This window comes from Hymenobacter seoulensis, from assembly GCF_054780535.1.
On record NZ_BAAGWD010000004.1, the window covers coordinates 342,256 to 366,915 of the forward strand.

Sequence of the window (24,660 nt, forward strand, 5' to 3'; positions counted from 1 at the left end):
AACTAGAGGCAAAAGTTTAGAAATCCCAGGCGGCTTGCTGAAGCACCACGCGGTAGCCATCGGGGTCAGTAAAAGTAACTCCGTGCTGATTCCAGTACGGATTGTGAGCCGAAACCGACTCAAAGCCTGCTTCCCGCATTCGGTTCACGGCTAGTAGCCACTCATCGGCATCGGGTACGTAAAACACCAGCAGGTGCTCTGCCGACGGCACCCCAACGGCCGTATAGCCGCGCTGCGAAGTAAACTCCAGATGATACGGCGCCTGCGGGTGCCCCAGCATTAGGCCATCAAAGCCATCGTGGTTGGTAAAGGAGCCGAGTACCGTCAGGCCCAGCCCGTCGCGGTAAAAACGGAGCAGCGCCTGCAAGTTGTTGGTAGGCCGGGCTACCCGTAGCTTAGGAACCATGCGTGGCTGGCTGAGGTAGAGCCGACAAGCCGGCCTTGGTTGCGGCCTCCAGCACCAGCTCTGCATTCACATCTGGGTCGCAGGTAGTGGAGGGCACGCGCACTACGGAGCGGTCATCGAGGCCGTGGCTGTACGTTTTGTCGTAATAATCCAGCACCAGGCTCACCATCTTTTCCATGTCGTCTTCGCCAATAGCTGCTAGGGCCTCTTTGGTTATCAAGCCGCCTAGGCGCTTGCGGATGCGTAGCACGCTAGTAGCCAGGGCCGCCGGATCGTGGCGGCCATATTCTTCGGCCAGCTTGCGCACGCGAAGCTCTCTTGGAATTTCCAGCACCACCAGCGGGGCCGACCGCAACTGGGCAAACAGCGGCGGCGGCACATGAATGCTGCCAATGGTGCGGCTTTCATCCTCTACCCAAACAGGCGCAGCTACGGGCAAGGCCGCTAGTACTAGGGCCAAATTGTTCTCAAACTGCTCCTGCGTAGGCTGGACGCTCTGGCCAATGCTGCCAAAGGCAGAGCCTTTGTGGCTGGCTAGTCCTTCTAGATCCAGCACAGGTTGCTGGCGCGCGGCCAGGGCATGCAGTACATCTGTCTTGCCCGAGCCAGTAAGGCCGCCTAGTACCCACAACGGGCGAGTTGTGGCAAACTGTGCCAAGGCCCAATGGCGGTAATCTTTGTAGCCTTTATCGAGCAGGTTCACTTGAAAGCCAGCCAGCTCCAACAGCCACAGCACGGCACCGCTGCGCATACCGCCGCGCCAGCAATGCACGCGCACTTGTTTGTGCGGGGCCAGCTTCTGGGCCTGCTTTACCATCTGGCTCATGCGGGGCCCAAAAAAATCGAGGCCTAGCAGCACGGCCCGGTCCTGGCTTATTTGCTTGTAGGTGGTTCCGATGCTGGCGCGTTCCTCATCAGAAAACAACGGAAAGCTGAGTGCCCCCGGGATATGCCCTTGGGCGTACTCAACAGGAGCGCGTACATCCAGAATGGGAATATCAGAAGGACCTTGCAGAAAGTCAGGAAGGGAAAGACGAGGCATAGAAGGAAAGGACTGGAAGGCAGTTGGCCCGGTCAGGAAAAAAGGAAAGAAAGCGGCCGGGAAGCCAGCGCCTTACTGCAGCTGCCGCCGATACAGCTGAATGGTATTCTCGAGCCCCAGGTACAGGGCATCACAAATCAGGGCGTGCCCGATGCTAACCTCTGCCAAGCCAGGTAAGTTCTGGTGCAGGTACGCTAGGTTGTCGAGGTCGAGGTCGTGGCCAGCGTTCAGGCCTAGGCCCAACTGCTGCGCTAGCTCAGCGGCTTCGCGGTAGGGCCGGATGGCCGCTTCGCGCCCGGCATGAAACTGGCGGGCATATTCCTCCGTGTACAACTCAATCCGGTCGGTGCCGGTGCTAGCGGCTGCCCGAACCAGTTCCGGTACGGGGTCTAGGAAAATGCTGACCCTAGCACCCAATCCTTTCAGCTCCTTTACTATATCCTGCAGGTACTCCTGGTGCCTGGAGGTGTCCCAACCGGCATTGGAGGTAATGGCATCGGGGGCATCGGGCACCAGCGTAACCTGTTCGGGTCGCACCTCGCGCACCAAATCCATGAAATCTGGCGTGGGGTTGCCTTCCACGTTCAGCTCCGTGGTCACCACCTTTTTCAGGTCGCGCACATCCTGGTAGCGAATGTGGCGCTCATCGGGCCGCGGATGCACCGTAATACCTTGGGCTCCAAATCGCTCACAGTCGCGAGCGGCTTGCAGCAGATCGGGGCGGTTATGGCCGCGTGCATTCCGCAGGGTGGCTATTTTATTTATGTTTACACTAAGCTTCGTCATTAGAAAGGCGGGCTGAGGGGTGGTACATTGTCAAAGATACGCACCTAAACCACCAGCCGCTCTTTTCAGTTTTTCATCATGACCATCACCTCTACTATTCGTTGGCGCCCTGCTGTGTTCTTCTGCCTGCTGGTGCTGGCGGTGGTAGGAGTGGAGTTGCTAGTAATCCGACGGCCTGAGTTCACTGGTAGGCCCTTGCTGCCTGCGGCGGTTTCCGCTGATGTGCTGCTGGGGTTGCCGCTGTTGTACTACTGGTTGGTGGTGCGGCCCTACCAGCTGCCGGCTACGTCGGTGGTAGGGGCGTTTGTGGCCGCGGTGGCCCTAGCTACCTGGCTGATTCCGGTGCCGCAGCAGCAATATGTGCACTTGGCCTCGCGGGCGCTGGCAGGGGTAGAGGTCTTTGCTCTGGCTATGGCCCTAGTAAACCTGCGCCGCCTGCGCCAAGCTTACCTGGCGGCTCGCCTTACAGATATTGATGTAGTAGCCAACCTTACTACGGCTTTCCGCAGCGTGTTTGGGCGGGTCATGGGAGTTTTCGTGTCGGAAATCAGCCTGTTTTATTATGCACTGCTGAGCTGGCGTGCTCGGCCAGAAGTAGATGCCCCCGACACCGTGTTTACCTCGTACCGCGAGTCGGCTTTCACCGCCACCATGGCTACTGTCGGCTTGCTGTCAGTGGCAGAAATGGGCGCCGCTCATGTATTGCTGGTGCGCTGGAGCCCCACGGCCGCGTGGATTGGGCTGGCGCTGCACCTGTATGGGCTGATGTTGCTGCTGGCTCATAGCCGGGCCGTGCGGTTGCGGCCCATCCGGTTTACTGAAAACCAGGAGCTAGTGCTGCGGACAGGATTTTTCTGGCTCGTGCGCCTGCCGGCTTCTGCCATTACAGCGTGCCAACCCCTCATAGATGCACCGAAGCCAGCGGTGGGCTTGCTTAACTTGGCAGGTCCGCTGCTTACCCCGCCCAACGTATTGCTTACTCTCGAGCAGCCTTTTCTGGCCGCCGGGCCGTACGGAATCAGCCGGCCGGTGCGGCAGTTGGCGCTTTACGTTGATCAGCCCGCTGCTTTCCGCCAGGCTTTGGCATTGGCCTGAGGGTAGAGAAAGGGGCTTGTTGCCTTAAAAAACTGTAATCTTGCACCTTCATTATCCCTCCTGACTATGGTCCTGAAAGAAATCATCGACGCCGATATAAAAAAGGCTATGCTGGCCAAAGACAAAGTACGCCTGACGGCTTTGCGCAGCATTAAATCCCAGATTCTGCTGGCCGAAACTGCCGAAGGACAGCACGGCGCAGCCCTCACCAGCGAGGCCGAGCTGAAACTACTGACCAAATCGGCTAAGCAGCGCCGCGAGGCCGCCGAGATGTACCAGAAGCAGTTCCGCTCCGATCTGGAGGAAATTGAGCTGGCAGAGCTTGCCATCATTGAAGAATACCTGCCCCAGCAACTTTCCGAGGCTGATTTGGTAGAAAAGCTGGTTGACATTATCCAGCGCGTAGGTGCCACCGGCCCTTCCGACTTGGGCAAGGTAATGGGGGTAGCAGCCCGCGAGCTGTCAGGCCAGGCCGATGGCCGCCAGATTTCGCAGGCCGTCAACAACCTGCTCAACAACACTAACCTCTAAAAGCGTACAACTCAGCCGGCGTCGCATGGGGTTTGATGGTCTGGGTGGCCTAGGGCAAACCGAACAGCAAACCCCGTACGGCGCCGGCTTGGGTGCTTTCTTCCGCATTACGCATGTCCGCTTTTGATATTCTCCTGCTAATTCCGCTCGGTATTGGTGCCGTAAAAGGTTACCGCCGCGGACTAGTGCTGGAGGTGGCCTCATTGCTGGCCTTTGTGCTCGGGGTAATAGGCGGGCTGGTATTGCTGAATGATGCTATTCCGCTGGTACGCCATTACGTTGGCGAGGCCTTCGGTATGTTGCCGCTGGTGGCGTTCGTGCTGGTGTTTGCGGCCATTGTGTGGGGCGTGCATCTGCTCAGTAACTTTATCCGGACAGCCGTGCACCTGACACCGCTAGGGGTTTTGGATAGCATAGGCGGGGCCGTAAGCGGCGTATTGAAATGGGTGCTTGGCCTGAGCTTGCTGCTACACGGTATTGGTATGGCGGGATTGCAGCTGATTTCGCCTCAGCTACTGGCCGAGTCACAGGTGCTGCCCGTGGTGCGTGAGGCTACGCCCGTGGCTCTGAGCATTGTCGGCTTCGTAATGCCTTTTGCCGATACCTTGCTGGAAAAGCTGCGGCAAGTATTTTAGACAAGGGCAAGAAGCCTGAAATAGTGCGAGGAAGCCTTTGCTGGCCTTGCTGACGTGTTTCTGGGCTGCCTTACTCTACCACTTATGCGTCTGTTACTGCTCGATAATTTCGATTCGTTTACCTATAACCTGCTGGATTACTTTCAGCAGCTCGGGTGCGAAGTGCTGGTACGGCGCAATGATGTAGCCTTACCGCAGCTGGAACAGGAGCCGTTTGATGCCATTGTACTGTCGCCGGGGCCAGGCACGCCGGCGGCCGCCGGTAATATGCCAGCGGTAATTGCGCGGTATCATCGGCAGGTGCCCATGCTGGGCGTATGCCTTGGTCATCAGGCGCTTGGTGAGTTTTTTGGGGCTAGCCTTGTGCGCAGTGCAAAGCCCATGCACGGGAAAGTCTCGGAAGTAAGCTGGACAGAGCCCGATGCGTTGTGGGCCGGGCTGCCGGCGCATATGCCGGTTACGCGCTACCACTCGCTTGTGCTAAAAGAGCTGCCGCCCACGTTAAGTGCCCTAGCGGTTACGGCCGACGCCACCGCCGAGCTAATGGCGCTTCGTCACCGCACGCTGCCGCTATATGGCGTGCAGTTTCACCCCGAAGCCCTGCTAACTCCGTATGGATTGGCATTGCTAGGCAATTGGGTGAAGAATTGTATCATTGCACAGACCGATCCGGCTAGCCCAACCGGTCTGACTATATCCTGAGACAATGGAGTTGCAGATCAAGGAAAAAAACGGATTTCAATACGTAGATGAAGGCACCGGCGAGGTGCTGCTGCTGCTGCATGGCCTTTTTGGGGCCCTCAGCAACTGGCACGACGTGGTAGCGAAGTTCAGCTCAAGCCACCGCGTCATCATCCCGCTGCTTCCTATTTACGATATGCCGTTGCTGAAGGCCGGCGTGCCAGGCCTGGTGGGCTTTGTAGAAGACTTCCTGGCAGAAATCGGCCTCTCCGAAGCTACAACGGTATTGGGCAACTCTTTGGGCGGGCATATTGCTCTTGTATTCACGTTGCGCAACCCAACCAAGGTAGCGCGCTTGGTCCTTACGGGTAGCAGCGGCCTGTTTGAAGACAGCATGGGCGGCTCTTTCCCCAAGCGCGGTAATTATGCCTACGTGCAGGAGCGCGTAGCCTACACCTTTTATGATCCGGCAGTAGCTACCCAAGAGCTGGTAGATGAAGTGTTCAGCGTCACGAATTCTAATGCCAAGTGCCTGCGCATCATTAGTATTGCGCGATCAGCCCAGCGGCACAACTTAAGCAAGGAGCTCCACAACATTCGGGTACCTACGCTTCTGGTGTGGGGCCTGAACGATACTATCACCCCCCCGATGGTTGCGCACGAGTTTCACCGCCTGATCCGCGGCTCGGAACTGCGTTTCCTGGACCACTGCGGGCACGCACCCATGATGGAGCGCCCCGCTGAGTTCAACCACCTGCTCCAACAGTTTCTGGTGCGCACTAGCCTGCCGGTTGAGAGCTAAGGCAGCCGAAACTGGGCCTTCATCGGTTGGGTGCAACTATTGACCTAGTGGTGCCGCCCTTACGGCTAGTTAGTACGTAAGTAGTACCAGAAAAACTTTCCTTTGGTCCTGGCGCTTATAGTGCCCCACTGGCTTCCTTTCGCTCTGCTATCTGGCTGTTTCTGATGAACTCTATTATTGCCGAAGATCTACTGAATCAAATGATTCCGCCGCTGAAAGCGACCGACTCAACCGAGAAGGCGGCGCGTTGGCTGGATGAGTTTCACGTGAGCCAGCTGCCCGTTCTCAACAACCGCCAGTACCTAGGCCTTATCACTGAGGCCGACCTGCTGGACCAGGAAGCCACCGAACAGGAGCTAGGCAAGATGGCGCTGAAATATGGTAACGTGCATGTGCAGCGGGACCAGCATTTCTACAACATTATCGAGCTGGCCGTACAAAATAAAATCCAGCTGGTGCCCGTCCTGGATGACCAGCATGAATATCTGGGCGTGGTAACCATTAGTGATACGCTGGCGGCTTTTGGGAAAGTACCCGTTGCCAGCCATCAGCAAGGCATTATTGTACTGGCCATGGAGGAGCGTGACTACTCGCTTACCCAAATCAGCCGTTACGTAGAAGAGAACAACGCCAAAATCATCAGCTCCCATGTGGCGCAGGATGAGCATGATCCGTATAGGATTCGCCTTACGCTTAAACTCAATACGCCCAATATTACCCGCATTATTGCCACGCTGGAGCGGTTTGGCTATTCTATTACGGCGCAGTTCAGCGGTACTGAGGAGGTAGGCGAAGACGAACAAGAACGCTACAGCGCCTTGTTGCGCTACCTCAACATTTGAGCCCGTTGCTGTAGTGCTGATTTGCTTACTGACGTTGCTGCTAGGTCTGTTTCCGGCGTCAACTCCCCCCAACTTACCACTTCCTCCTACCAGCGCGGTAGTAATCCCCGACTCCGTGCGCCGCGCCACCACTGACAGCCTGCTGCAGGTGCAGTGCCTCGGCTACACCACGCTGCGGGTTGCCAGCATTCTGTTTGTAGGCAACAAAGTCACCAAGGAGCCGGTGTTGCGGGCCGAGCTGGATTTCCGGGAAGGCGACACTATGCCAGCCGAGGCGCTTGCCCGCAGGTTGGAGCTGAACCGGCGGCGACTGTTCAATCTGCAGCTCTTTCATCAAGTACTCGTCCAGGCGGTTTGTCGCAACGGAGAGCTGACTATCCTCTACAGCCTGCAAGAGCGCTGGTATACATTCCCAGTGCCTATCCTGTCCCTGGCCGACCGCAACTTTCGCTCCTGGCTTGACCGGCCCGACCGGTGGCAGCGCGTAGATTACGGCCTGCACCTCGTTCGCCGCAACTTCCGGGGCCGCAACGAGCAGTTGCTGGCCAATTTGCAGCTAGGCTTCAACCGCAAATACGAGCTGTTCTATGAAGCGCCCGGCTACGGCCAAAAGCGGCGTATTGGGTTCGGGGGCGGCTATTCCTACTACCGTAGTCACGCGCTCGACTATACTACTGCCAACGACCAGCTTCGGAACCTGCGCCAGGAGAATGATTTTCCTATTGAGCGGCAATATGCTACGGCCGGCCTGCGCTGGCGCCGGACAGTGCAGCACCTTACGGCGCTAGATATTTCCTACCACCAGGAGCGAATATCGGATTCCGTACGGTACTATAATCCAACGTATTTTCTGCATGCCTCCCAGCGCCGGTACCTTGATTTCAGCCTTACTAGCACCTTAAATCAGCGCAACACCTTCGCTTACCCCCTTACCGGGCAGTTTGCCCAGGCTACGCTCTCATACCGCACTTTCTTAACCAGCGGCAGTCCAGATATTATCACCCTGCGTGGCCGGTACGCCCGGTATATGGCCCTAGGTGGCCCCTTCTACTATAGTGTTGGTGCACTAGGGCAGATGCGTTTTTCTCGTCAGCTTTCGTACCTCGATAGTAGGGCCTTTGGCTACGATGTACTTGTGCGCGGCTATGACCGATATGTGGTGGAAGGACAGCACTTCGGGCTGTTGCAACAAGGGCTCACGTACCGGCTCTTGGATGTAGGCCAACTGCAAATCAATGGCCTGCGTAGTCGTCGGTTCAACACCATACCACTGGTATTTTATTTAAATACTTTTGTAGATATGGGTTACGTCCGGCAGCCAATCGTTATTGAGACTAACAGCCTTCCCAATCGGTTGCTGGCTTCAGCAGGCCTAGCGTTGCACCTAGTTACTTACTACGACTGGGTCTTGACCCTAGAGTACGCTCAGACTCTTCAGCGACAAGGTGGTTTCTTTTTTCGCACTCAGTTTCCCATCTGAGTTCTTTCTCGCGGCTTTGGCCGGGTTACGTTTTTGTTATGAAAATTGCCATTCTGGGTAAGCCTTTCAGCGAGCATCAAACCGCTTTTCTGCAGGATATGATTGACGATTTGATTCGTCGTCAGGCAGAGGTAAGCATACTAGAATCTTTTTATGAGTACTTAAGCCAGCATATACAGCTACCGGACTGCATCACCACCTTCCGCCGCGGCGACTCATTGGCAGGTACCCGCTTTGTGCTCAGCATCGGTGGTGATGGGACTCTACTGGACACTGTCACGCATGTGGGCGCCATGCAAATTCCCATCCTAGGCATCAATACAGGGCGTCTCGGATTTCTTGCTACCATTTCTCCAGACAAAATTGGGCCGGCCATTGATGCGCTGTTCAAGGGGCACTTTGTACTCGAAGACCGAAGCCTAATCCGGGTTGATACCGATCCCGATACATTTGGTAGTATCAACTTCGGCCTCAATGAGTTCAGTATCCTGAAACGGGATACCTCTTCCATGATTGTGGTCCACACCTATATCGATGGCGAGTACTTGAATTCCTACTGGGCCGATGGGCTGATTGTGGCTACACCCACAGGTTCAACGGGCTATTCGCTAAGCTGTGGCGGACCAGTTATGCTGCCTCAAACAAACAATTTTATCATAGCTCCCGTATGTCCCCACAATCTGAACGTGCGGCCCCTAATCGTGTCAGACCGGAGTGTGATTTCCTTCGAGATTGAAGGTAGAAGCAATAATTTCTTGCTTTCTCTCGACTCGCGGTCAATGACAGTAGAAGCCGGAATTCAGATTGCGGTTCGCCGCGAAAACTTTAACGCTCGCCTAGTAAAGCTTAATCATGTTAACTTCCTAAGTACCTTGCGTAGCAAATTGAACTGGGGCCTGGACCGCCGGAACCCTGCTGGGATACCTGTTTGAGCATAGGGTTTTTCTATTAATTGTTTTTAAAGTTCACGGCATCTGCTACTTTTGTCGCTACCTGCGACCGTGTCCATACACTTTTGTTCGCCTCCGAAATCGCAATATTTTTAACATTCGCTTAATATGAAGCAACTCTTCACCCACACTATTGCCCTGTTACTAGTCCTTGCGCTGGTGGCGTCTGAGGCCAGTGCGCAGCAGTTCAGCAAGCGGAAGCAATACAATTCCGTAGGTGTGAGCCTGAACGCCATGAACTACTTCGGCGACATCACACCTAAACCTAGCATTCCTAGCTTTCGTGCCGGTGCTACCCGTCCTAACTTAGGTCTAACGTTCACCCGTCGTTTCACTCCACGTGTTTCTGCACGTGCTTCTTTGTCATACGGCCGCATCACGGGCGAGGACTCTAAAGCAGCTGATCAGAACGATGGTGACGCAAAATTCCGTTACAACCGTAACATGAACTTCCGGAATGACATTCTGGAGTTTGCCGCTACAGGTATCTTCGACCTGATCGAAAACCGGAACAACTATATCAAACGCCCTGATTTCGTTCCATACGTGTTTGGTGGTGTAGGCGTAATTCGTCACAATCCTAAGGGCTTGAACGCCAGCGGTGACTATGTTGCTCTTCAGCCATTGCGTACTGAAGGTCAGTCTAGCGCGTATAGCCTGGGTCAATTTGTAATTCCTTTCGGCGCTGGTGCCCGGTACAAGCTCAACCGTCAGTTTGACATTGGCTTGGAGCTAGGCTTCCGCAAAACATTTACTGACTACTTAGACGATGTAAGCACCGACTACGTTAGCTCGAGAAATGATTTAGCTGCTGGTGATGCTCAGTACTTCGGCTGGGATATCACTCGTAACTTCCCAGGTACTTGGAACCGCGAAAACCAGAGCGGCTACCAGCGTGGTAAGAGCAATGAGAAAGATTGGTACACTACATTGGGTGTATCGCTAAACTATATCCTCGCTCCGCGAGTAAGAAGCCCCAAATTCCGATAGCCAGCAGCAACTGGCTGTTATATTTCACCAACAGTCAGTCTGATGACCAAATCGACTCTCTTCAAAACACTCCTGATCGGCTTGCTGCCGGTGAGGAGTGTTTTTTTTGCCCCTACCGCAACCGCCCAAAATACCAGCGAAATAGGCGTAGGATTAGGCGGACTCACATACAAAGGCGAGTTGTCTCCTTCGTATCAATTCCGCAACAACCGCCCGGCCTTCACGGCTTTCTATCGGAAAGACATTTCCGCCCCGGTAACTCTGCGAGCAGGCCTAACGGGCGGAATGCTGCGGGCTACTGACCAGACTGTGAAAGGTGTGAACGGTACTCCAGCCCCTTTGGCTGCTTATCGGAACTCCTATATGAAAGGTAGCTTGTTAGAAGTGTCGGGGGTGATGGAGTATAATTTCTTCGACTACCACGACCGGCACGACAAAGTCCATCTTACTCCGTATGTATTTGTGGGAGTGGCTGGATTTTATGCCCATACCAAAATGGGAGTAGAAGGCGGTAACTCAGGAGAGTACCAAGGAAATTTTGGGGTAGCAATACCTGCTGGCCTTGGCTTGAAGTATGCTTTGTCGAAGCATTGGAACCTTGGCTTGGAAGCAGGGGCTAGGAAAACATTCACGGATAAGTTGGATGGCTATGGGAAAGACTTGCCATCGTCTGGGAGCCAGGATGAGGTACGTGGTAATCCACACGATCAGGACTGGTATTTCTATAACGGCGTGAGTGTTTCGTACACGTTCTATAAAATTCGCTGCCCCGATAAGAATATGGAAAAGGGCAGGAAGGAGTAGTAAAGGCGGCACTAGCCGCCTTTACTAAACGAAGTGCCGGATTGTTTAGCGGTTCACAGCCCTTCGCATACTAAATGCGGAGGGCTGTTCGTATTTTAGCAGCCAAGCACAACTGATTATCAGGCAGAGGGGAATGCAACCATTTGCGTAACTTGCGGCCTCTTTACGCAAAAAGTACCAATGGCCGTCCGGTCCGAGATAGATTCCCAGAATATTCCTGCCCACGTAGCTGTTATCATGGATGGTAATGGCCGGTGGGCCAAGCAGAAGGGTGGCCTACGCATTTTCGGGCACCAAAGCGCCATTACGGCGGTGCGCGAAACTGTGGAGGCAGCCGCCGAGGTAGGTGTGCAGTACCTAACCTTATATGCCTTCTCCACCGAGAACTGGTCGAGGCCGGCGCACGAGGTGATGGCACTTATGCAACTCTTGGTGCACACCATTCGGCAGGAAACGCCTACACTGCTCAAGAACAGCATTCGGCTGCAGGCTATCGGGCAGATTGAAAACCTACCGAAATCTTGCCAAAAGGAGCTGGCGGAGGCCATTGAGCTTACCAAAGGTGGCACCCGCACCACACTGATATTAGCCTTGAGCTACAGTGGCCGCTGGGATCTGACGCAGGCTTCGCAGCGCATGGCCGTTGAGGTGGCTGCCGGTCGTCTGCAGCCAGAGCAGATAACGGAGCAGACAATTGCTGGATTCCTTACCACCGCGGGTATACCGGACCCAGCCTTGCTAATCCGGACGAGTGGTGAACAGCGCATCAGCAATTTTTTGCTGTGGCAGCTGGCCTATACTGAATTGTTTATTACAGAGCTGCTGTGGCCTGATTTCCGTCGGGAGCATTTCTACGACGCCTTGCGGGCCTATCAGCAGCGCGAGCGTCGGTTTGGAAAAACCAGTGAGCAGCTAACCGTTTCGTAATCTCAGAACATGAGTTCTTCCTACCATAAAATACTTCCGGCCGCTGCTCTTGCCTTAACTCTAGGGGCAGCTCCGGTTGGCACACTTCTGGCGCAAACGCAGCCTGCCACGGCAGCTGGTGAGCAACCACAACGGTATACGTTGGGCGGCGTCACGGTCAGTGGTGCGCGCTACCTGGATCCTAATACGCTTATTGGCCTGACTGGGTTAAAAATAGGCGACCCTATTACCATTCCGGGGGAGGAAATTGGTAAGGCTATCCGCCGGCTCTGGGATCAGGGCATATTGGGAGATGTAAGCGTAAGCATTGCCCGCACCGAGGGTACGCGAATTTTCTTGGATTTTAATCTGAAGGAGCGGCCCCGGCTATCCAAATTTGAGTTCTCGGGCATTGGCAAGGGCCAAGCTGATGAACTGAAAAACAAGATCAAGCTGATCCGGGGCAAAGTGGTGACGGATGCGCTGCTGAGCAATACTCGCTCGCAGGTGCGGAAGTTCTATACCAATAAGGGTTTCCTAGACGCGAAGGTCAATATTACGCAGCTGCCGGATTCGTCGCTTTCGAATAGCGTTGTCCTGAACATCAACGTTGACAAAGGCTCGAAGATCAAGATTAATGACATCGTCTTTGAAGGCAATTCCGCGTATTCAGACAGCAAGCTCAAGGGCAAACTGAAGAAAACGAAGGAAAAGAAGTTTCCGAAGCTCTTCAACTCCGGTAAGTTTCAGCCGAAGGAGTTTTCTGACGATAAGCAAAAGCTCCTCGACTTCTACAACAGCGAAGGCTACCGCGACGCGACTGTGTTGTCGGATACGCTGGAGCGGGTTGGTGATGCGTTGCGCCTGACCATTAAGATTGATGAGGGCCCCAAGTATTACTTCCGCAACATCAGCTGGAAGGGTAATTACCTCTACGATGACCGCACGCTGGCATCGGTTCTGGGCATTAAGGAGGGTAGTGTGTATAGTAAAGAAACGCTGGATAAGCGCCTGAACTATAACCCGACCGGCCAAGACGTAACCTCGCTCTATATGAACGACGGCTACCTCTTCTTCCAGATCGAACCAGTTGAAACTAAAGTCGAAGGCGACTCAATTGATATTGAGATGCGCGTGACGGAGGGTGTGCAGGCTCGTATTAAGGATGTAAATATTGCAGGTAACACCAAGACCTCGGACCACGTGGTTCGGCGGGCCTTGTACACGTTGCCCGGCGACAAATTCAGCCGTGAACAGCTGATCCGTAGCCAGCGCGAAATTGCTACGCTAGGCTATTTTGACCCCGAAAAAATTGGGTTGAACCCCGTGCCGAATCAGGCTGATGGTACGGTGGATATCAACTATACCGTTGAAGAAAAGCCCTCCGACCAGATTACTCTCTCTGGAGGCTGGGGTGGATATGCCGGCTTTATCGGTACAGTGGGCCTAGTGTTTAACAACTTCTCCCTGCGGAAAGCTGGTACGCTGCGTAACTGGACGCCGGTTCCCTCAGGTGATGGACAGCGTCTGGCGCTGAACGTACAAGCGAACGGCTTGCAGTACCAAGCTTATTCCTTCTCCTTCACGGAGCCCTGGCTGGGTGGGCGTAAGCCGAACTCGCTGTCGGTGAGTTTAACCAAAACCATCTACCGCATCGGTACTAACTTCGATGCGTCTACCGGAAGCTTCCTTAAAACCAATGGAGGTAGCGTAAGCTTAGGCCGTCGTCTGCGGTGGCCTGATGACTACTTCACGCTGAGCAATGCCTTATCGGTAACGCAGTATAAGCTCAACAAGTACCCTGGCTTTGAGGCATTCTTCGCGGGCGGAACGGGTAATGCTAACAACATTACCTTCAACACAACCCTAGCCCGAAACAGCATCGACAACCCAACGTTCACGCGGCGTGGTTCATCGTTGGCCTTGAGCGTTAACCTGACGCCTCCTTACTCTGTATTTCCGGGGGCGCACCCAAATGTGAATGAGTGGGTTGAATTCCACAAATGGATGTTTGATGCCTCGTGGTTCTCGCCGGTGGTAGGCAAGCTGGTGTTGAATACCCGCGCCCACTTCGGCTTTATTGGCAGCTACGGAGGCGGCCGCCAGATCGGTCCTTTTGAACGCTTTAAGTTGGGCGGCTCCGGACTAGGGTACGGCGGCTCTGCTAACTTCCTAGCCGGTACTGAATACATCGGTCTGCGTGGCTATGCTGACCCCAATGACCCCAACTCGCTACCGGCTTCTCGCCAGTCTTCTACGGGTGGCGTTGCGTACAACAAGTTTGTGCTGGAAATGCGGTATCCGGTCAGCCTGAACCCGGCCGCGACGGTGTATGTACTTAGCTTCGCTGAGGCAGGCAACTCCTTTGAAACGTACAGTAATTACAACCCTTATAAACTGTACCGATCAGCTGGTGTAGGCGCCCGTATTTTCATGTCGGCATTCGGTTTGCTAGGCTTTGATTACGGCTGGGGCTTCGACAAAATACCGCCGGGTCCTGGCACCGGTCAGAACCAGCAGAAGGGCATATTCCACTTTATCATTGGTCAGCAGCTCCGTTAAGCCCGGCGGTGCGGCCGGCAGCACTTCATCTTTTTTTACTATGAACAAGATGTTTTCGTGGGTAGCAGCTGCCATGCTGTTGCTAGGGGTGTTTTTGCCGCAAACCCTGCTGGCGCAGAAGTTCGGCTATGTCGATTCAGAATTTCTGATGAGCAAGCTCCCTGCGTATGCCCAAGCCCAACAGGAACTGAATACGCTTTCCAGCAACTGGCAAAAAGATATCGAGAGTCAGAAAAAAGACTTAGATAAGCTCTACCGGAATTATCAGGCCGAAGAAGTGGTTCTTACAGAGCCGATGAAGAAGAAGCGGCAGGATGAGATTCTGAAGAAGGAGCAGGACATTCGGGATTATCAGAACAAGATATTCGGCTTTGAAGGCCAGCTCTTTAAGAAGCGCCAGGAGCTAACTAAGCCGGTACAGGATCAGGTGTTTGAAGCCATTGAAAAAGTGGCTAAGAAAAAACAACTGGCCATCGTCTTTGATAAGTCCGGCGACCTGACCATGCTCTATACTAACCCTGTGCACGATTACACGGAGTTTGTGTTGGAAGAGTTAGGCTTGGCCTCCGAAGACCGTAACCAGCCCGCCCAAAAAGGAGCTGTCCGGACGGTGACCACCCCACAGGCGCCTGCAGGAAGCGCTGCTGTAGACGATGAGCCTGCTCCTGCCCGTACCAAGCAGCCGACCCGCACTACTACGCGTCCGGCAACACGAAAAAACTAACTTTGCGCATCTAACTCTCTGATATTTCCCTTTTTGATGACCACCATGAACAAATTCCGCGTTGCGCTGGCTGCTGCCGCCCTTACTTTCACCACGGCTACGGTTTCGATGGCCCAGACGGCCGCACCGCTGAAAATCGGGTACACCAGCGTGGAGTACGTGCTGAGCCAGATGCCCGAGAGCAAGCAAATTGAGTCGCAGTTGAAAGACTACAGCGCTCAGCTTAAAAACCAGCTCGATACCAAATACAGCGAGTTCCAGACGAAAGCTGATGCTTTCCAGAAAGGTGCTACGGCCATGTCTGACCCAGTTCGTGCCGATAAGCAGAAAGAACTGCAGAACTTGCAGCAGTCAATTCAGGAGTTTCAGCAGAACGCAGAGACCTCTTTGCAGCAAAAGCAGCAAGCACTGCTGAAGCCAGCGCTGGACAAGCTCCAGAAGAACATTGATGCTGTAGCTGAGGAAAACGGCTACACCTACATTCTGAACTCTGATGGCGCTAGCCCAGTGTTGCTGCACGGTCCCAAAGAAGGTGACGTGTCGGACCTGGTGCTGAAGAAAATGGGTATCACGCCTGGTGCAGCTGCTGCCAAAATCAGCACGCCTGCGGCTTCCGCTCCGGCTGCTACTTCCGCAGCTCCGGCTGCTTCAAAAACCAAGACGAAGACCAAGAAGTAATCTGATATACGCGGCATTGCCCGTATTCACTGCACAGCCGAGGCCTATGCCTCGGCTGTTGCTGTTTTATAGACGCCTGTCAGCCTTGGCGACCGACTAGGGTCGTTGGTGGCTACAGCCTTAGTCAGCCTGAAAATTAACCTTTGCTGCTTTTGTGTGCTTTATGTTGGAGCCTGAAGAAGAAGTTACTGCACATTTGCCTACCTACCTGCCACCCTCTGACCCCACTGAGCCGGAGGAGGAAGAAACGGATGAAGGTGATGAGCTATATGAGCACCACCGCATCCGTGCCGACAAACGCCAGGTACTGCTACGGCTAGATAAATTCTTGCTGAATCGGCTGCATAGCACGTCGCGCACCCGTATTCAGGCGGCTATTAAAGCCGAGGCTGTGCAAGTAAACGACCAGCCCGTAAAGTCTAACTACCGCGTTAAGCCGTTTGATGTTATTACCGTCACGCTACCTGAGCCGCCGATTGACTTTCGGGTATTGCCTGAGCCCATGGATTTGGACATCCGCTACGAGGATGCCGAACTGCTCATTGTGAATAAGCCGGCTGGCCTGGTAGTGCACCCGGCGTTTGGTAACTGGCATGGCACATTAGTTAATGGGCTAGCTCATCACTTGCAGAACCTGCCAACAGGGCGCAATGGCGAAATACGGCCAGGATTGGTGCATCGTATCGATAAGGATACTTCCGGGCTGCTGGTAGTGGGTAAAACCGAGTGGGCCATGACCCATCTGTCTAACCAGTTTTTCCATCATACCATTGAGCGCACCTATTTGGCGTTAGTGTGGGGCGTACCCAAAGAAGAAACCGGGACTATTCGTGGCAACGTAGGCCGTAGTTTGAAGGACCGGAAGGTGCAGTCTGTTTTCCCGGAAGGCGACCATGGAAAGCACGCCGTAACGCACTATAAAGTGTTGCGCTCTTTTGGTAAGGTAGCCTTGCTCCAGTGTAATCTGGAAACGGGACGTACGCATCAGATCAGGGTGCATATGAGGCATATTGGGCACCCTTTGTTTGGTGATGCTACGTATGGCGGCGATAAGATTGTGTATGGCCAGCGCACGGGTGCTTACAAGACGTTTGCAGAGAAATTGCTGGCCCTTATGCCTAGGCAGGCGCTACATGCAAAGTCCCTAGGGTTTGAGCATCCCGTCACGCGCGAACACATGCAGTTTGAAGCCGAATTACCCCTCGATTTTGCAACCGTGCTAGCAGAATGGGACAAGTACACAAGTAACGAAGAGTAACGCTTCCTAGGTCCTTAAAACAGCAAAAGCCCCCTACCACAGTAGGGGGCTTTTGAATTCTGATCAGACTACTGCTGAAAACTACTTGCGCTTGACGGCAGCCTTAGGGGCAGCTTTAGGCTTTGTAATCTCGGCAATGGCCGTTTTAGCCTGCTGATCATTGGGATCCAGCGCCAGCGCCTGCTGCCAGTAGGGCAGGGCAGAGGTCTTATCACCCTTCTGATAGTAGTAGTAGCCAAGGTACTTGTTGGCCTCAATCAGGCCAGTCTTGTACTTAGCGGCATCCGCAGAGGCTCCTGCTACTTCTATGTATTTCTCGTAGTATGGCTTAGCCAAGCCTTTCTTCGAGTCTTTATCGATGTTGGCATTGGCACGAGCACGCATCTGGTAGCCAGGTACATACGTTGGGCGCTCTGTCAGAACAACGCCGTATAGGCTATCAGCCTGAGCAAATTGCTCATTCATCTCATATGCCCGGCCTAGGTATACTTTATCCGTGAGGTCAGCACCATTGTTAGCCTTGATTTTGGCTTTGTAAACAATAATGGCATTAGGATAATCCTTGGCCGATAGGTAAGCCTGGGCTAGCTCATTCTGCAACTCAGGCGCCTTCTTGGGGTCGGCGTCAATTGCTTTCTTAATGATGGCAGCACCTTCACTGGTCTTACCGCCTTTGATGAGCATCTTACCGTAGTACACGTTGTCTTCGGTAATTACTTTGTTCTCAGCCTGAGCAGCCTGCATGTATTGCTGCATAGCAGCCAGCGCCTCGTCGTTCTTGCCGGTTTCGTACAGGGTGTACGCTTTGAGACGGTTCATGGTAAGGTTCTTTGGCTCTTTAGCCAATACCTTTTCAATCTCAACCAGTGCCTCAGGATACTTCTTCGTCAGATAGAGGAACGAAGCGTATTTGGCATCCGTCGTAGAAGATTTCTCTGCTAGGGAAGAATACTTCTGAAACTGTGCCAACGCGTCATCGTAGCGACCAGCAAAGTAGTAGGTCTCGGCCAAGGCATTGTAAGCCGGAGCATAGTTCGGATCAATGCTGATGGCCTTGTCGAAATTGGTTTTGGCTTCGTTGTAAGTACGGGCACGCATGTTCAGTTGGCCTTTCCGTACATATGCCTGCGCATTGTTTGGATCGGCAAGCGAAGCGCGCTCGTAGCTGTTCATAGCTTCACCACCGCCGGTTTCCGACTTCAGGTACAAGTCGCCACGCGCAATCATCAGCGCAGGATCGTCCTTGCCTTTCGCCAGCTTTTCACCAGCGCTTACATAGGCCAAAGCTTTGCTAGTGTCCTTAATGTCTGACTCGGCATAGGCCTGAGCAATCATTGTAAACACCTTCACATCTTTGCCCTTCGAGGCTTTCACAGCATTGTCGAACTGAATTTCAGCTTCGGCTGCTTTGCCTTGCGCCAAGGCAGCACGCCCGGCGGCAACCATGGTCATCGGATCTTTTTTATCCAGCGTGACCCGATTAAAATAATACGCAGCCGAATCAGGCATGTCGCGCAGCTGATACAAACGGCCTAATTCAAACGATGCTTCGTTCGACTGGCCCTGACGGAGTAGGGCAGCGCGTGCTTCGCTGTAACGCTCCAACTCAATGGCTTTTTGAGCACCCGAAGTTTGGGCAAGGGCGGCAGAGCCGGAAACAGACAAAGCAGCGAGGAGCGTGAGCTTCCAGGGCTTGAGGTTCATGAGCAAAAGGTTTAGTGGAAATGCGTATTAGGAAAGGGAAAGTACGGTTACTGGGGCTTTACTTCAACGAGGCGGACTTGGCCGGTGGCCGGCATCAGTCCTGACTTCAGCATGATAAGCTGCCCTTTGTTACCTGCTACGAAGGATGCAAAACCGGTGCCAAGTCCGGCGCGCGCTTCTCGGCTGATAACGTATAATTCGCGGCGCAGAGGGTATGTTTTCTGAGCCAGATAAGCCTGATATGGCTGAACGTAATCTTCAGGAGTAGAACCCGAAGATTTGGGGCTGATACCTACTACCCGGACGCGCTTCAAAAACTTCTGTACGGAGGCATCATCCTGGTCACTGATCCAGTTCACTCCAATTACACCAATAGCGTTCGGATGAGTAGCAACGTAATCTAGTAGCGCAGGGTTCGATTTGGATGCAAAGGCCCTGTTAGTCAGAGCAGTCCCGCGGGTAACGGAATCCAACACAAAGCGAGCGGTGCTGGAGTTATTATTATCGAACACTACCGTAATGTCCCCAGTCTTATTCTTGCTATTCAACTGAGACCATTGCTGCTGCTGACCCGTGAAGATGCCCTTCAGCTGCGCTATTGTCAGCAAAGAGTCAGGGTTGCTAGGGTGCACAACAATGGCAACCCCATCGACCCCAATTTTCAGGGAGCGGGGAGCAAGCTTCAGTCGTTCTAAGCGGCTTTTCTCTTGTGGAGTTAGGTCACGTGCTACCACAGCTAGCCGCACACTATCACTGGCTAAGAAAGCCTGTATGACATCAATCTCCGGCTTGTACACAGCCCGTACCTGGGCTCCGGTATAAAGCTTTTGGAAGGTGTCGACTTGTGATTTCAGGATAGGCTCAAACGTCTCATCGACCGCAATGCTGATCTTACCACTGGTAGGCGTGTCAGTAGCTTGGGTACCAGAATTGTTGCTATTCCCGCAGCTCATCACGAGGCCGCTGGTTGCAAGCAAAGTCCCGATTCCCCATTGTTTAAAGCTCGGCATCCTGATTTTTTTTGAAATGTTGCTGGTATGTGCGGACAAATCTAATGATTCCATAAAATACGAAGACGGTAGCCAGCAGTCGTCGGGCTGTGAGGGGCAGGCTTAAGGCGCCTTCAGGGGCTAGCCACAGATAAACACCTATGCCAGCGTACAGCAGCGACATGATCAAGGTAAAGTACCGGATCAGAGAAGAAGGCTTCCGGTTCCCGAGCCGTTCTTCAGTAGTAGGTCGTTCAAGCATGCAGACTCAAAGCAGATGGTTATAAACTAAACGCAAAAACACAGAAATTTTGTTCGATTTTCTGGAATCGGCTCAATTTACATCCAAATCTAGGCTTCCTAGGCCATAATAGTGATTTTTATATATGACGCGAAAGTAGGTAGACAGGTTGTGCTATTTGTATCTATTCAATTCCCTCGAATAGCTCGCTAGGGCAATTATATGCAAAAACTGAAACACAACTGGCCTGTCTAAAGCCAGTTGTGTTTCAGTTTTTGCGAAGCAAAATCACTCTGTTAATGATGCTTGAACTTAGTAATTATTCATACTGAAAGGTGATAGGCAGCGTGTAACGTACCCTAACCGGATGATTGTTCTGGTAACCAGGTTTCCAGGCGGGCATCTGCCGAATCACGCGTGATGCTTCCTCATCAGTGCCGTAGCCCAAGCCCTTCAACACGTCTACATCGGTAATGCTGCCATCGGCATTCACCGTAAACGAAATGTAAACCTTGCCTTCTACGCCCGCTTTAAGCGCTTGCGGGGGGTAGTGAAGTTGACGTTGCAGGTATTTTGTTAAGGCAGTTACTCCACCGGCAAATTCTGGCATCACCTCTACATGCACAAAGGGTTGGTTTACTGAAGGTGCTGCAGGCAGTTCAACAGTATCATGGCTGCTGCCACCACCCACACCAACTTCCATATCCCCTGCGGCCACTGGGCCTTCCATTGAGGGCCCATCGACGGTAGTTTCAGGTGCAGTTGATGGTGGCGTTGCTTTCACCTGATCATTGGGTACAACCTTTACTGGAGTAGCAGGGCGTGGTGCAGGCGCTACCGCAGACGCCGCCGCAGTTGCTGGTTTTGGCTGCTCGAATCTTACATCCTCCAGCTTAATAACTGACTCATCGCCTAAATCCACCAAAGGAGCGGCCTCAACAACCGATGGCCAGAACCGCTGTATAGCCAACGGCACTGCTATCAGGAAAGCTGCTAAGGAAGTTGAAATCAGTACCGCCGTTACAATATGACGGCCATATACTTTCCGCAATACATAGGCTCCATAGGCCTTATTGCGTCCCTCGAAAACGATATCATCGAGAGAGGGGAGGGAGGTGTGTGCGGCTGCGGTCATGGGATATAGGATTAAGTGAACGGAATGCGATTCAGTACCTAATTTCCAAGCCTGCTTCCGCCTCTATCCTTATTTCCTGCCGGCTTTCAACAAGTAAACGCTATATCGGAATGCGATAGTATGCGCGCCGACTATATTTTTTATCCTTAAGCAGATAACAGAAAGAAGCCACAGCTACTACCATCCTTTTTTCCTCTAAGCGGGTCCTACTTGATCAGAAGAAAGAACCTAGGAATTACTAGGGCCGAAAAGGATATAAAGCAAAACCCCGAACCAGAGAGTATCCGATTCGGGGTTTAAGATGGTAGCAACTGAGTTGCTAACCGTACTATTTGATAGCGAAGGTTACCGGAACAGTGTAGTACACTGATACAGCACGGCCATTCTGCTTACCAGGAGTGAAGCGAGGTAGGTTTTTGATTACCCGCATCGACTCTTCGTCGCAACCGGCACCAATACCTTTCTGCACTTCCACGTTTGTAACCGCTCCGTCAGGACCTACTACAAACTTGATAAAAACGCGGCCTTCCACTTGGTTACGCAGGGCCATTGCCGGATACTTAATGTTCTTGGCAATGTACTGCAGTAGCGCTTCTTGTCCACCGGGGAATACCGGCATCTGTTCTACGTACGTGTATGGCTTGGTTTCTACAACCTCCTCAACTGCTTTCGTGCCTTCACCGGGTTCCAATCCAGCAAGGTCTGCTGGGTTGTCGGTGTTGCCTTTCACAGTCTCGTTTGCTACAACCTTATCCTTCAGCTCTTCTTGGTCAGGAATTTCTTCCTGCTTCTGTACCTCTTCGTCCTTTTTGATGACGGGCGGTACAAATTTAACCGTGGAGAGCTTTGGCGGTGGTGGCGGCGGTGCGTCTGGTGGCGGCGGTGGTGGTGGTGGCGGCTTGGTAGCATCCAGCGGGGGAGCCTCAAGCTGGTTTACTTTGAGCATTTTATCATCAACAACCACCTCTTCTTTCTTCATCATGCGTGCCACCAAAGGGAAAGCAATCATGACAGCGAAGATGGCAATTGCGATAAGAACTGCTCTGGTTACGTGCTTACCATATACCCGCCGGATGACGTAGGCTCCATAGGCCTTGTTGCGACCCTCGAAGACGATATCGTCGAGGGAAGCATTGGCCAACTGTGCGTTGTCCATCATAATCCAGAAGATTTAATGAGTTCTTGGTCAGGTTTGGCAATGGGCACCAACGCGTACTTTTTAGTCTCGGTGATGTTCATCTCATCAAGAATATCGACCATATTCTTGTAGTTGGACTTTTCGTCGGGCTTGATCAGTACCACCAGATCCTTGTTGCTTCTGCGCTGCAGTAGCACCTTCCGGATGCCATTGGCATCGTAACCGGAAAGTTTTAGTTCAGGTTTGGTAGTGCTACTCAGCAGGCCGTCGTAATAGTACAGCTTGTTGTTCTCACCTAACAGCAAGGTTAGGGCATTCGAAGCCTTAATTGCTGGGGGCTCCGGATCAGTAGGCTTCGGCTTCACAGGCATAGCCACTTCCATTACGGTAGGCTTGCTGAATGTAGTCGTGAGCATGAAGAAGGTGAGGAGCAGGAAGGCCAAATCAACCATGGGGGTCATGTCGATTTTGGTCGACATTTTTTTGGCCCGCTTCTTACCTCCTTTACCGGAGTCAGCTTGTTGTTGTATTTCTGCCATGTCTGTGCGGGTTAGTTACCGGCCACCGGTTTGGTTTCGAGGTCGGTAATCAGGTTGAACCGGTTAATGTTCTTCTCCTGCATCAGTTTAATGACTTTCATCACCGTTGGTACGTCTGCGTTACCGTCGCCTTTAATAGCAACGTACGCTGCCTTACCATAGGCGGACTTGCGGCTAAGCTGCTGAGCTGTCTGTACCCATTCAATAAACTGGTTGTTGGTAGAGTCAGCAGGAACACCTTCCTGCTTCACCAGTTTACGCTGTTCACTGTCTAGGCTCAAAAGAGCAGGCAGTTTCTCAATAGGGGTACCGAAGCTCGAAGCAACGCCTTTGAAGGCCTGAACCTGTGCCGCCGTGAAACTCACGCCGTATTTGGCTCCTACCTGCTTCAGCAAGTCTGCTTTGATAGCGTCATCATCTACACCAAAGAATACACGCTTGTCTTTGTCTACTGCAATGGTAATTACGTGAGACTCTGGCAGGCGAATTTCCGAGGTAGAAGAAGGCGTATCAACCACTACTGCCTCTTCCGGGGCAAACTTAGTGGTGAGCATGAAGAAAGTCACCAGCAGGAAGGCCAGGTCAACCATCGGGGTCATGTCCAACGATGGCGACGTTCTATGAGGCTTTACTTTAGGCATTGCTGGTGTAGTTGGTTAGCGTAATTCAGAAACGAAGGTGGCTGTATTTTAGTGCTGTAGGCACTAAAAATTAAGCAGCGTGGTGTTCGGTTTCGCCGTGCTGAGCAGCGAAGGTCTGAATGATGCTGAAGCCAGCTTCGTCGATGCTGTAAGTCAGCTCGTCAATTTTGCTGGTGAAGAAGTTGTAGGCTACGATAGCCAGAGCCGAAGTACCGATACCCAGAGCCGTGTTGATCAGTGCTTCCGAGATACCGTTAGCCAGACCTACTGCGTCAGGAGCACCACCTTGTGCCAGAGCCGAGAAGGCCTTGATCATACCGAATACGGTACCGAGCAGACCTACCAGTGTAGCGATAGACGCCAGCGTGGACAGGATAACCAGGTTTTTCTCCAGCATTGGCAGTTCCAAAGCAGTCGATTCTTCGATCTCCTTCTGGATGGCCAAGATCTTCTGGTCTTTCTCCATGTTACGCTCACGAGCCATCTCCTGGTATTTGCCCAGACCGGCTTTCACTACGTTAGCTACTGAGCCTTTCTGCTGGTCGCAAACGGCAATAGCACCGGTGATGTCGTTAACATTCAGCTTCTGACGGATCGTGCGAACGAACGACTCAATGCTTTTGCTGCCTTTAGCACGGCTAATGGTCAGGGCGCGCTCAATCGAGAAGATGATTACGCACAGGAACATCGTCATCAGCACTGGTACGATAGGACCACCTTTGTATACTACGCCAAAGTAGTCACCCGATACCGGGTTGTTTTCGTTGTTGCCGCCTTGGAAGTGGCTGCCATCACCTAAAACGAATTTGTAGATGATTACGCTTACGATAAACGCCAAGACGATGGCGAGAATGGCAAACAGGGACGAGCCACCGCCCTTGGCTTCGCCCTTAGGCGCTGCAGCAGCGGCGGGCCGAGCCGCGGGCTTGTTCATGGCATTCTTTTGTTCCATTGTTCCGGAGAATTAGTGGGTTGTTGGTGAAAGGTTGAAGTTGAACGTAAAAAATGTGGACTAGTAGACTAGATAACCGTGAAGACAGAGAAGCCCCGCTCACCCGCACGCCGCCAGTTAAGGCTACTTAGCGTGGGTCTGCTCGTGTG

The 24,660-nt window shown here is 53.0% G+C and carries 25 protein-coding genes; 15 read left to right on the plus strand and 10 right to left on the minus strand.

The features are described 5' to 3' along the window. Window positions 1–16: 16 nt before the first annotated feature. The 3 genes from ACYVHC_RS17390 to ACYVHC_RS17400 form a co-directional block, all read right to left on the minus strand. Window positions 17–406, minus strand: coding sequence for a VOC family protein (locus tag ACYVHC_RS17390; protein WP_460615062.1), 390 nt, complete (start codon window positions 404–406; stop codon window positions 17–19). Beyond that, window positions 396–1,448: a tRNA 2-selenouridine(34) synthase MnmH gene (gene mnmH / locus ACYVHC_RS17395; RefSeq protein ID WP_460615063.1), complete on the minus strand. Its 1,053-nt coding sequence runs from the start codon at window positions 1,446–1,448 to the stop codon at window positions 396–398. Before mnmH ends, ACYVHC_RS17390 begins: the two co-directional genes overlap by 11 nt. 72 nt (window positions 1,449–1,520) lie before the next feature. After that, a complete protein-coding gene (locus tag ACYVHC_RS17400; protein ID WP_460615064.1) occupies window positions 1,521–2,234 on the minus strand; it encodes a pyridoxine 5'-phosphate synthase in 714 nt (237 codons plus the stop codon). Between the two features lie 78 nt (window positions 2,235–2,312). Here ACYVHC_RS17400 and ACYVHC_RS17405 point away from each other — a divergent pair, with 78 nt between their 5' ends. The 15 genes from ACYVHC_RS17405 to ACYVHC_RS17475 all read left to right on the plus strand — a co-directional run bounded on the left by ACYVHC_RS17405 (window position 2,313) and on the right by ACYVHC_RS17475 (window position 17,172). Next, window positions 2,313–3,329, plus strand: a complete 1,017-nt coding sequence (locus ACYVHC_RS17405) for a hypothetical protein (RefSeq protein WP_460615065.1) — start codon at window positions 2,313–2,315, stop codon at window positions 3,327–3,329. A 66-nt stretch (window positions 3,330–3,395) separates the two neighbouring features. Then, window positions 3,396–3,860: a GatB/YqeY domain-containing protein gene (locus tag ACYVHC_RS17410; RefSeq protein ID WP_460615066.1), complete on the plus strand. Its 465-nt coding sequence runs from the start codon at window positions 3,396–3,398 to the stop codon at window positions 3,858–3,860. 113 nt (window positions 3,861–3,973) lie between these two features. Continuing rightward, window positions 3,974–4,495 (plus strand): CvpA family protein, encoded by a 522-nt coding sequence (locus ACYVHC_RS17415; RefSeq protein ID WP_460615067.1) that lies wholly within the window; start codon window positions 3,974–3,976, stop codon window positions 4,493–4,495. A gap of 84 nt (window positions 4,496–4,579) precedes the next feature. Continuing rightward, the gene (locus ACYVHC_RS17420) at window positions 4,580–5,197 is read left to right on the plus strand and encodes an anthranilate synthase component II (protein ID WP_460615068.1); all 618 of its coding nucleotides are present in this window, start codon (window positions 4,580–4,582) and stop codon (window positions 5,195–5,197) included. Between the two features lie 4 nt (window positions 5,198–5,201). Beyond that, the gene (locus ACYVHC_RS17425; protein ID WP_460615069.1) at window positions 5,202–5,978 is read left to right on the plus strand and encodes an alpha/beta fold hydrolase; all 777 of its coding nucleotides are present in this window, start codon (window positions 5,202–5,204) and stop codon (window positions 5,976–5,978) included. A 164-nt stretch (window positions 5,979–6,142) separates the two neighbouring features. Continuing rightward, on the plus strand, window positions 6,143–6,820 hold the full coding sequence (locus tag ACYVHC_RS17430; protein ID WP_460615070.1) for a CBS domain-containing protein: 678 nt from the start codon (window positions 6,143–6,145) through the stop codon (window positions 6,818–6,820). Window positions 6,821–6,833: 13 nt separating this feature from the next. Continuing rightward, entirely contained in the window at window positions 6,834–8,300 is a 1,467-nt protein-coding gene (locus ACYVHC_RS17435) for a BamA/TamA family outer membrane protein (RefSeq protein ID WP_460615071.1), read from the plus strand. 38 nt (window positions 8,301–8,338) lie between these two features. Then, entirely contained in the window at window positions 8,339–9,232 is an 894-nt protein-coding gene (locus ACYVHC_RS17440) for a diacylglycerol kinase catalytic domain-containing protein (RefSeq protein ID WP_460615072.1), read from the plus strand. A 126-nt stretch (window positions 9,233–9,358) separates the two neighbouring features. Next, complete coding sequence (locus ACYVHC_RS17445) at window positions 9,359–10,240, plus strand: DUF6089 family protein (RefSeq protein WP_460615073.1); 882 nt, start codon at window positions 9,359–9,361, stop codon at window positions 10,238–10,240. A 42-nt stretch (window positions 10,241–10,282) separates the two neighbouring features. Beyond that, window positions 10,283–11,044 (plus strand): type IX secretion system protein PorG, encoded by a 762-nt coding sequence (gene porG / locus ACYVHC_RS17450; protein ID WP_460615074.1) that lies wholly within the window; start codon window positions 10,283–10,285, stop codon window positions 11,042–11,044. A gap of 180 nt (window positions 11,045–11,224) precedes the next feature. Then, window positions 11,225–11,971 (plus strand): undecaprenyl diphosphate synthase family protein, encoded by a 747-nt coding sequence (locus ACYVHC_RS17455; RefSeq protein ID WP_460615075.1) that lies wholly within the window; start codon window positions 11,225–11,227, stop codon window positions 11,969–11,971. A 9-nt stretch (window positions 11,972–11,980) separates the two neighbouring features. Continuing rightward, window positions 11,981–14,512 (plus strand): outer membrane protein assembly factor BamA, encoded by a 2,532-nt coding sequence (bamA, locus tag ACYVHC_RS17460; RefSeq protein ID WP_460615076.1) that lies wholly within the window; start codon window positions 11,981–11,983, stop codon window positions 14,510–14,512. Between the two features lie 40 nt (window positions 14,513–14,552). Beyond that, the gene (locus ACYVHC_RS17465) at window positions 14,553–15,236 is read left to right on the plus strand and encodes an OmpH/Skp family outer membrane protein (RefSeq protein WP_460615077.1); all 684 of its coding nucleotides are present in this window, start codon (window positions 14,553–14,555) and stop codon (window positions 15,234–15,236) included. A 45-nt stretch (window positions 15,237–15,281) separates the two neighbouring features. Continuing rightward, window positions 15,282–15,914: an OmpH/Skp family outer membrane protein gene (locus ACYVHC_RS17470; RefSeq protein ID WP_460615078.1), complete on the plus strand. Its 633-nt coding sequence runs from the start codon at window positions 15,282–15,284 to the stop codon at window positions 15,912–15,914. 163 nt (window positions 15,915–16,077) lie between these two features. Further along, window positions 16,078–17,172: an RluA family pseudouridine synthase gene (locus ACYVHC_RS17475; protein WP_460615079.1), complete on the plus strand. Its 1,095-nt coding sequence runs from the start codon at window positions 16,078–16,080 to the stop codon at window positions 17,170–17,172. A gap of 81 nt (window positions 17,173–17,253) precedes the next feature. On the opposite strand, the gene ACYVHC_RS17480 is transcribed toward ACYVHC_RS17475, so the two are convergent. The 7 genes from ACYVHC_RS17480 to ACYVHC_RS17510 all read right to left on the minus strand — a co-directional run bounded on the left by ACYVHC_RS17480 (window position 17,254) and on the right by ACYVHC_RS17510 (window position 24,493). Further along, window positions 17,254–18,876, minus strand: coding sequence for a tetratricopeptide repeat protein (locus ACYVHC_RS17480; RefSeq protein WP_460615080.1), 1,623 nt, complete (start codon window positions 18,874–18,876; stop codon window positions 17,254–17,256). A gap of 47 nt (window positions 18,877–18,923) precedes the next feature. Next, window positions 18,924–19,940: a PstS family phosphate ABC transporter substrate-binding protein gene (locus ACYVHC_RS17485; RefSeq protein WP_460615081.1), complete on the minus strand. Its 1,017-nt coding sequence runs from the start codon at window positions 19,938–19,940 to the stop codon at window positions 18,924–18,926. Window positions 19,941–20,425: 485 nt separating this feature from the next. Continuing rightward, window positions 20,426–21,241 carry an energy transducer TonB gene (locus ACYVHC_RS17490; protein WP_460615082.1) on the minus strand — a complete coding sequence of 272 codons (816 nt, stop codon included), beginning with the start codon at window positions 21,239–21,241 and terminating at the stop codon, window positions 20,426–20,428. Window positions 21,242–21,569: 328 nt separating this feature from the next. Continuing rightward, window positions 21,570–22,400 (minus strand): energy transducer TonB, encoded by an 831-nt coding sequence (locus ACYVHC_RS17495; RefSeq protein WP_460615083.1) that lies wholly within the window; start codon window positions 22,398–22,400, stop codon window positions 21,570–21,572. Continuing rightward, window positions 22,397–22,918 (minus strand): ExbD/TolR family protein, encoded by a 522-nt coding sequence (locus ACYVHC_RS17500; RefSeq protein WP_460615084.1) that lies wholly within the window; start codon window positions 22,916–22,918, stop codon window positions 22,397–22,399. The genes ACYVHC_RS17495 and ACYVHC_RS17500 overlap by 4 nt, the downstream gene beginning before the upstream one ends. A gap of 11 nt (window positions 22,919–22,929) precedes the next feature. After that, a complete protein-coding gene (locus ACYVHC_RS17505) occupies window positions 22,930–23,559 on the minus strand; it encodes a biopolymer transporter ExbD (RefSeq protein ID WP_460615085.1) in 630 nt (209 codons plus the stop codon). 70 nt (window positions 23,560–23,629) lie between these two features. After that, window positions 23,630–24,493 (minus strand): MotA/TolQ/ExbB proton channel family protein, encoded by an 864-nt coding sequence (locus tag ACYVHC_RS17510; RefSeq protein WP_460615174.1) that lies wholly within the window; start codon window positions 24,491–24,493, stop codon window positions 23,630–23,632. Window positions 24,494–24,660 lie beyond the last annotated feature (167 nt).

Coding starts and splice junctions, on each gene's coding strand:
- ACYVHC_RS17390 (WP_460615062.1), bottom strand. CDS start 406: ATGGTTCCTAAGCTACGGGTAGCCCGGCCTACCAACAACTTGCAGGCG.
- mnmH (WP_460615063.1), bottom strand. CDS start 1,448: ATGCCTCGTCTTTCCCTTCCTGACTTTCTGCAAGGTCCTTCTGATATT.
- ACYVHC_RS17400 (WP_460615064.1), bottom strand. CDS start 2,234: ATGACGAAGCTTAGTGTAAACATAAATAAAATAGCCACCCTGCGGAAT.
- ACYVHC_RS17405 (WP_460615065.1), top strand. CDS start 2,313: ATGACCATCACCTCTACTATTCGTTGGCGCCCTGCTGTGTTCTTCTGC.
- ACYVHC_RS17410 (WP_460615066.1), top strand. CDS start 3,396: ATGGTCCTGAAAGAAATCATCGACGCCGATATAAAAAAGGCTATGCTG.
- ACYVHC_RS17415 (WP_460615067.1), top strand. CDS start 3,974: ATGTCCGCTTTTGATATTCTCCTGCTAATTCCGCTCGGTATTGGTGCC.
- ACYVHC_RS17420 (WP_460615068.1), top strand. CDS start 4,580: ATGCGTCTGTTACTGCTCGATAATTTCGATTCGTTTACCTATAACCTG.
- ACYVHC_RS17425 (WP_460615069.1), top strand. CDS start 5,202: ATGGAGTTGCAGATCAAGGAAAAAAACGGATTTCAATACGTAGATGAA.
- ACYVHC_RS17430 (WP_460615070.1), top strand. CDS start 6,143: ATGAACTCTATTATTGCCGAAGATCTACTGAATCAAATGATTCCGCCG.
- ACYVHC_RS17440 (WP_460615072.1), top strand. CDS start 8,339: ATGAAAATTGCCATTCTGGGTAAGCCTTTCAGCGAGCATCAAACCGCT.
- ACYVHC_RS17445 (WP_460615073.1), top strand. CDS start 9,359: ATGAAGCAACTCTTCACCCACACTATTGCCCTGTTACTAGTCCTTGCG.
- porG (WP_460615074.1), top strand. CDS start 10,283: ATGACCAAATCGACTCTCTTCAAAACACTCCTGATCGGCTTGCTGCCG.
- ACYVHC_RS17455 (WP_460615075.1), top strand. CDS start 11,225: ATGGCCGTCCGGTCCGAGATAGATTCCCAGAATATTCCTGCCCACGTA.
- bamA (WP_460615076.1), top strand. CDS start 11,981: ATGAGTTCTTCCTACCATAAAATACTTCCGGCCGCTGCTCTTGCCTTA.
- ACYVHC_RS17465 (WP_460615077.1), top strand. CDS start 14,553: ATGAACAAGATGTTTTCGTGGGTAGCAGCTGCCATGCTGTTGCTAGGG.
- ACYVHC_RS17470 (WP_460615078.1), top strand. CDS start 15,282: ATGAACAAATTCCGCGTTGCGCTGGCTGCTGCCGCCCTTACTTTCACC.
- ACYVHC_RS17475 (WP_460615079.1), top strand. CDS start 16,078: ATGTTGGAGCCTGAAGAAGAAGTTACTGCACATTTGCCTACCTACCTG.
- ACYVHC_RS17480 (WP_460615080.1), bottom strand. CDS start 18,876: ATGAACCTCAAGCCCTGGAAGCTCACGCTCCTCGCTGCTTTGTCTGTT.
- ACYVHC_RS17485 (WP_460615081.1), bottom strand. CDS start 19,940: ATGGAATCATTAGATTTGTCCGCACATACCAGCAACATTTCAAAAAAA.
- ACYVHC_RS17490 (WP_460615082.1), bottom strand. CDS start 21,241: ATGACCGCAGCCGCACACACCTCCCTCCCCTCTCTCGATGATATCGTT.
- ACYVHC_RS17495 (WP_460615083.1), bottom strand. CDS start 22,400: ATGATGGACAACGCACAGTTGGCCAATGCTTCCCTCGACGATATCGTC.
- ACYVHC_RS17500 (WP_460615084.1), bottom strand. CDS start 22,918: ATGGCAGAAATACAACAACAAGCTGACTCCGGTAAAGGAGGTAAGAAG.
- ACYVHC_RS17505 (WP_460615085.1), bottom strand. CDS start 23,559: ATGCCTAAAGTAAAGCCTCATAGAACGTCGCCATCGTTGGACATGACC.
- ACYVHC_RS17510 (WP_460615174.1), bottom strand. CDS start 24,493: ATGAACAAGCCCGCGGCTCGGCCCGCCGCTGCTGCAGCGCCTAAGGGC.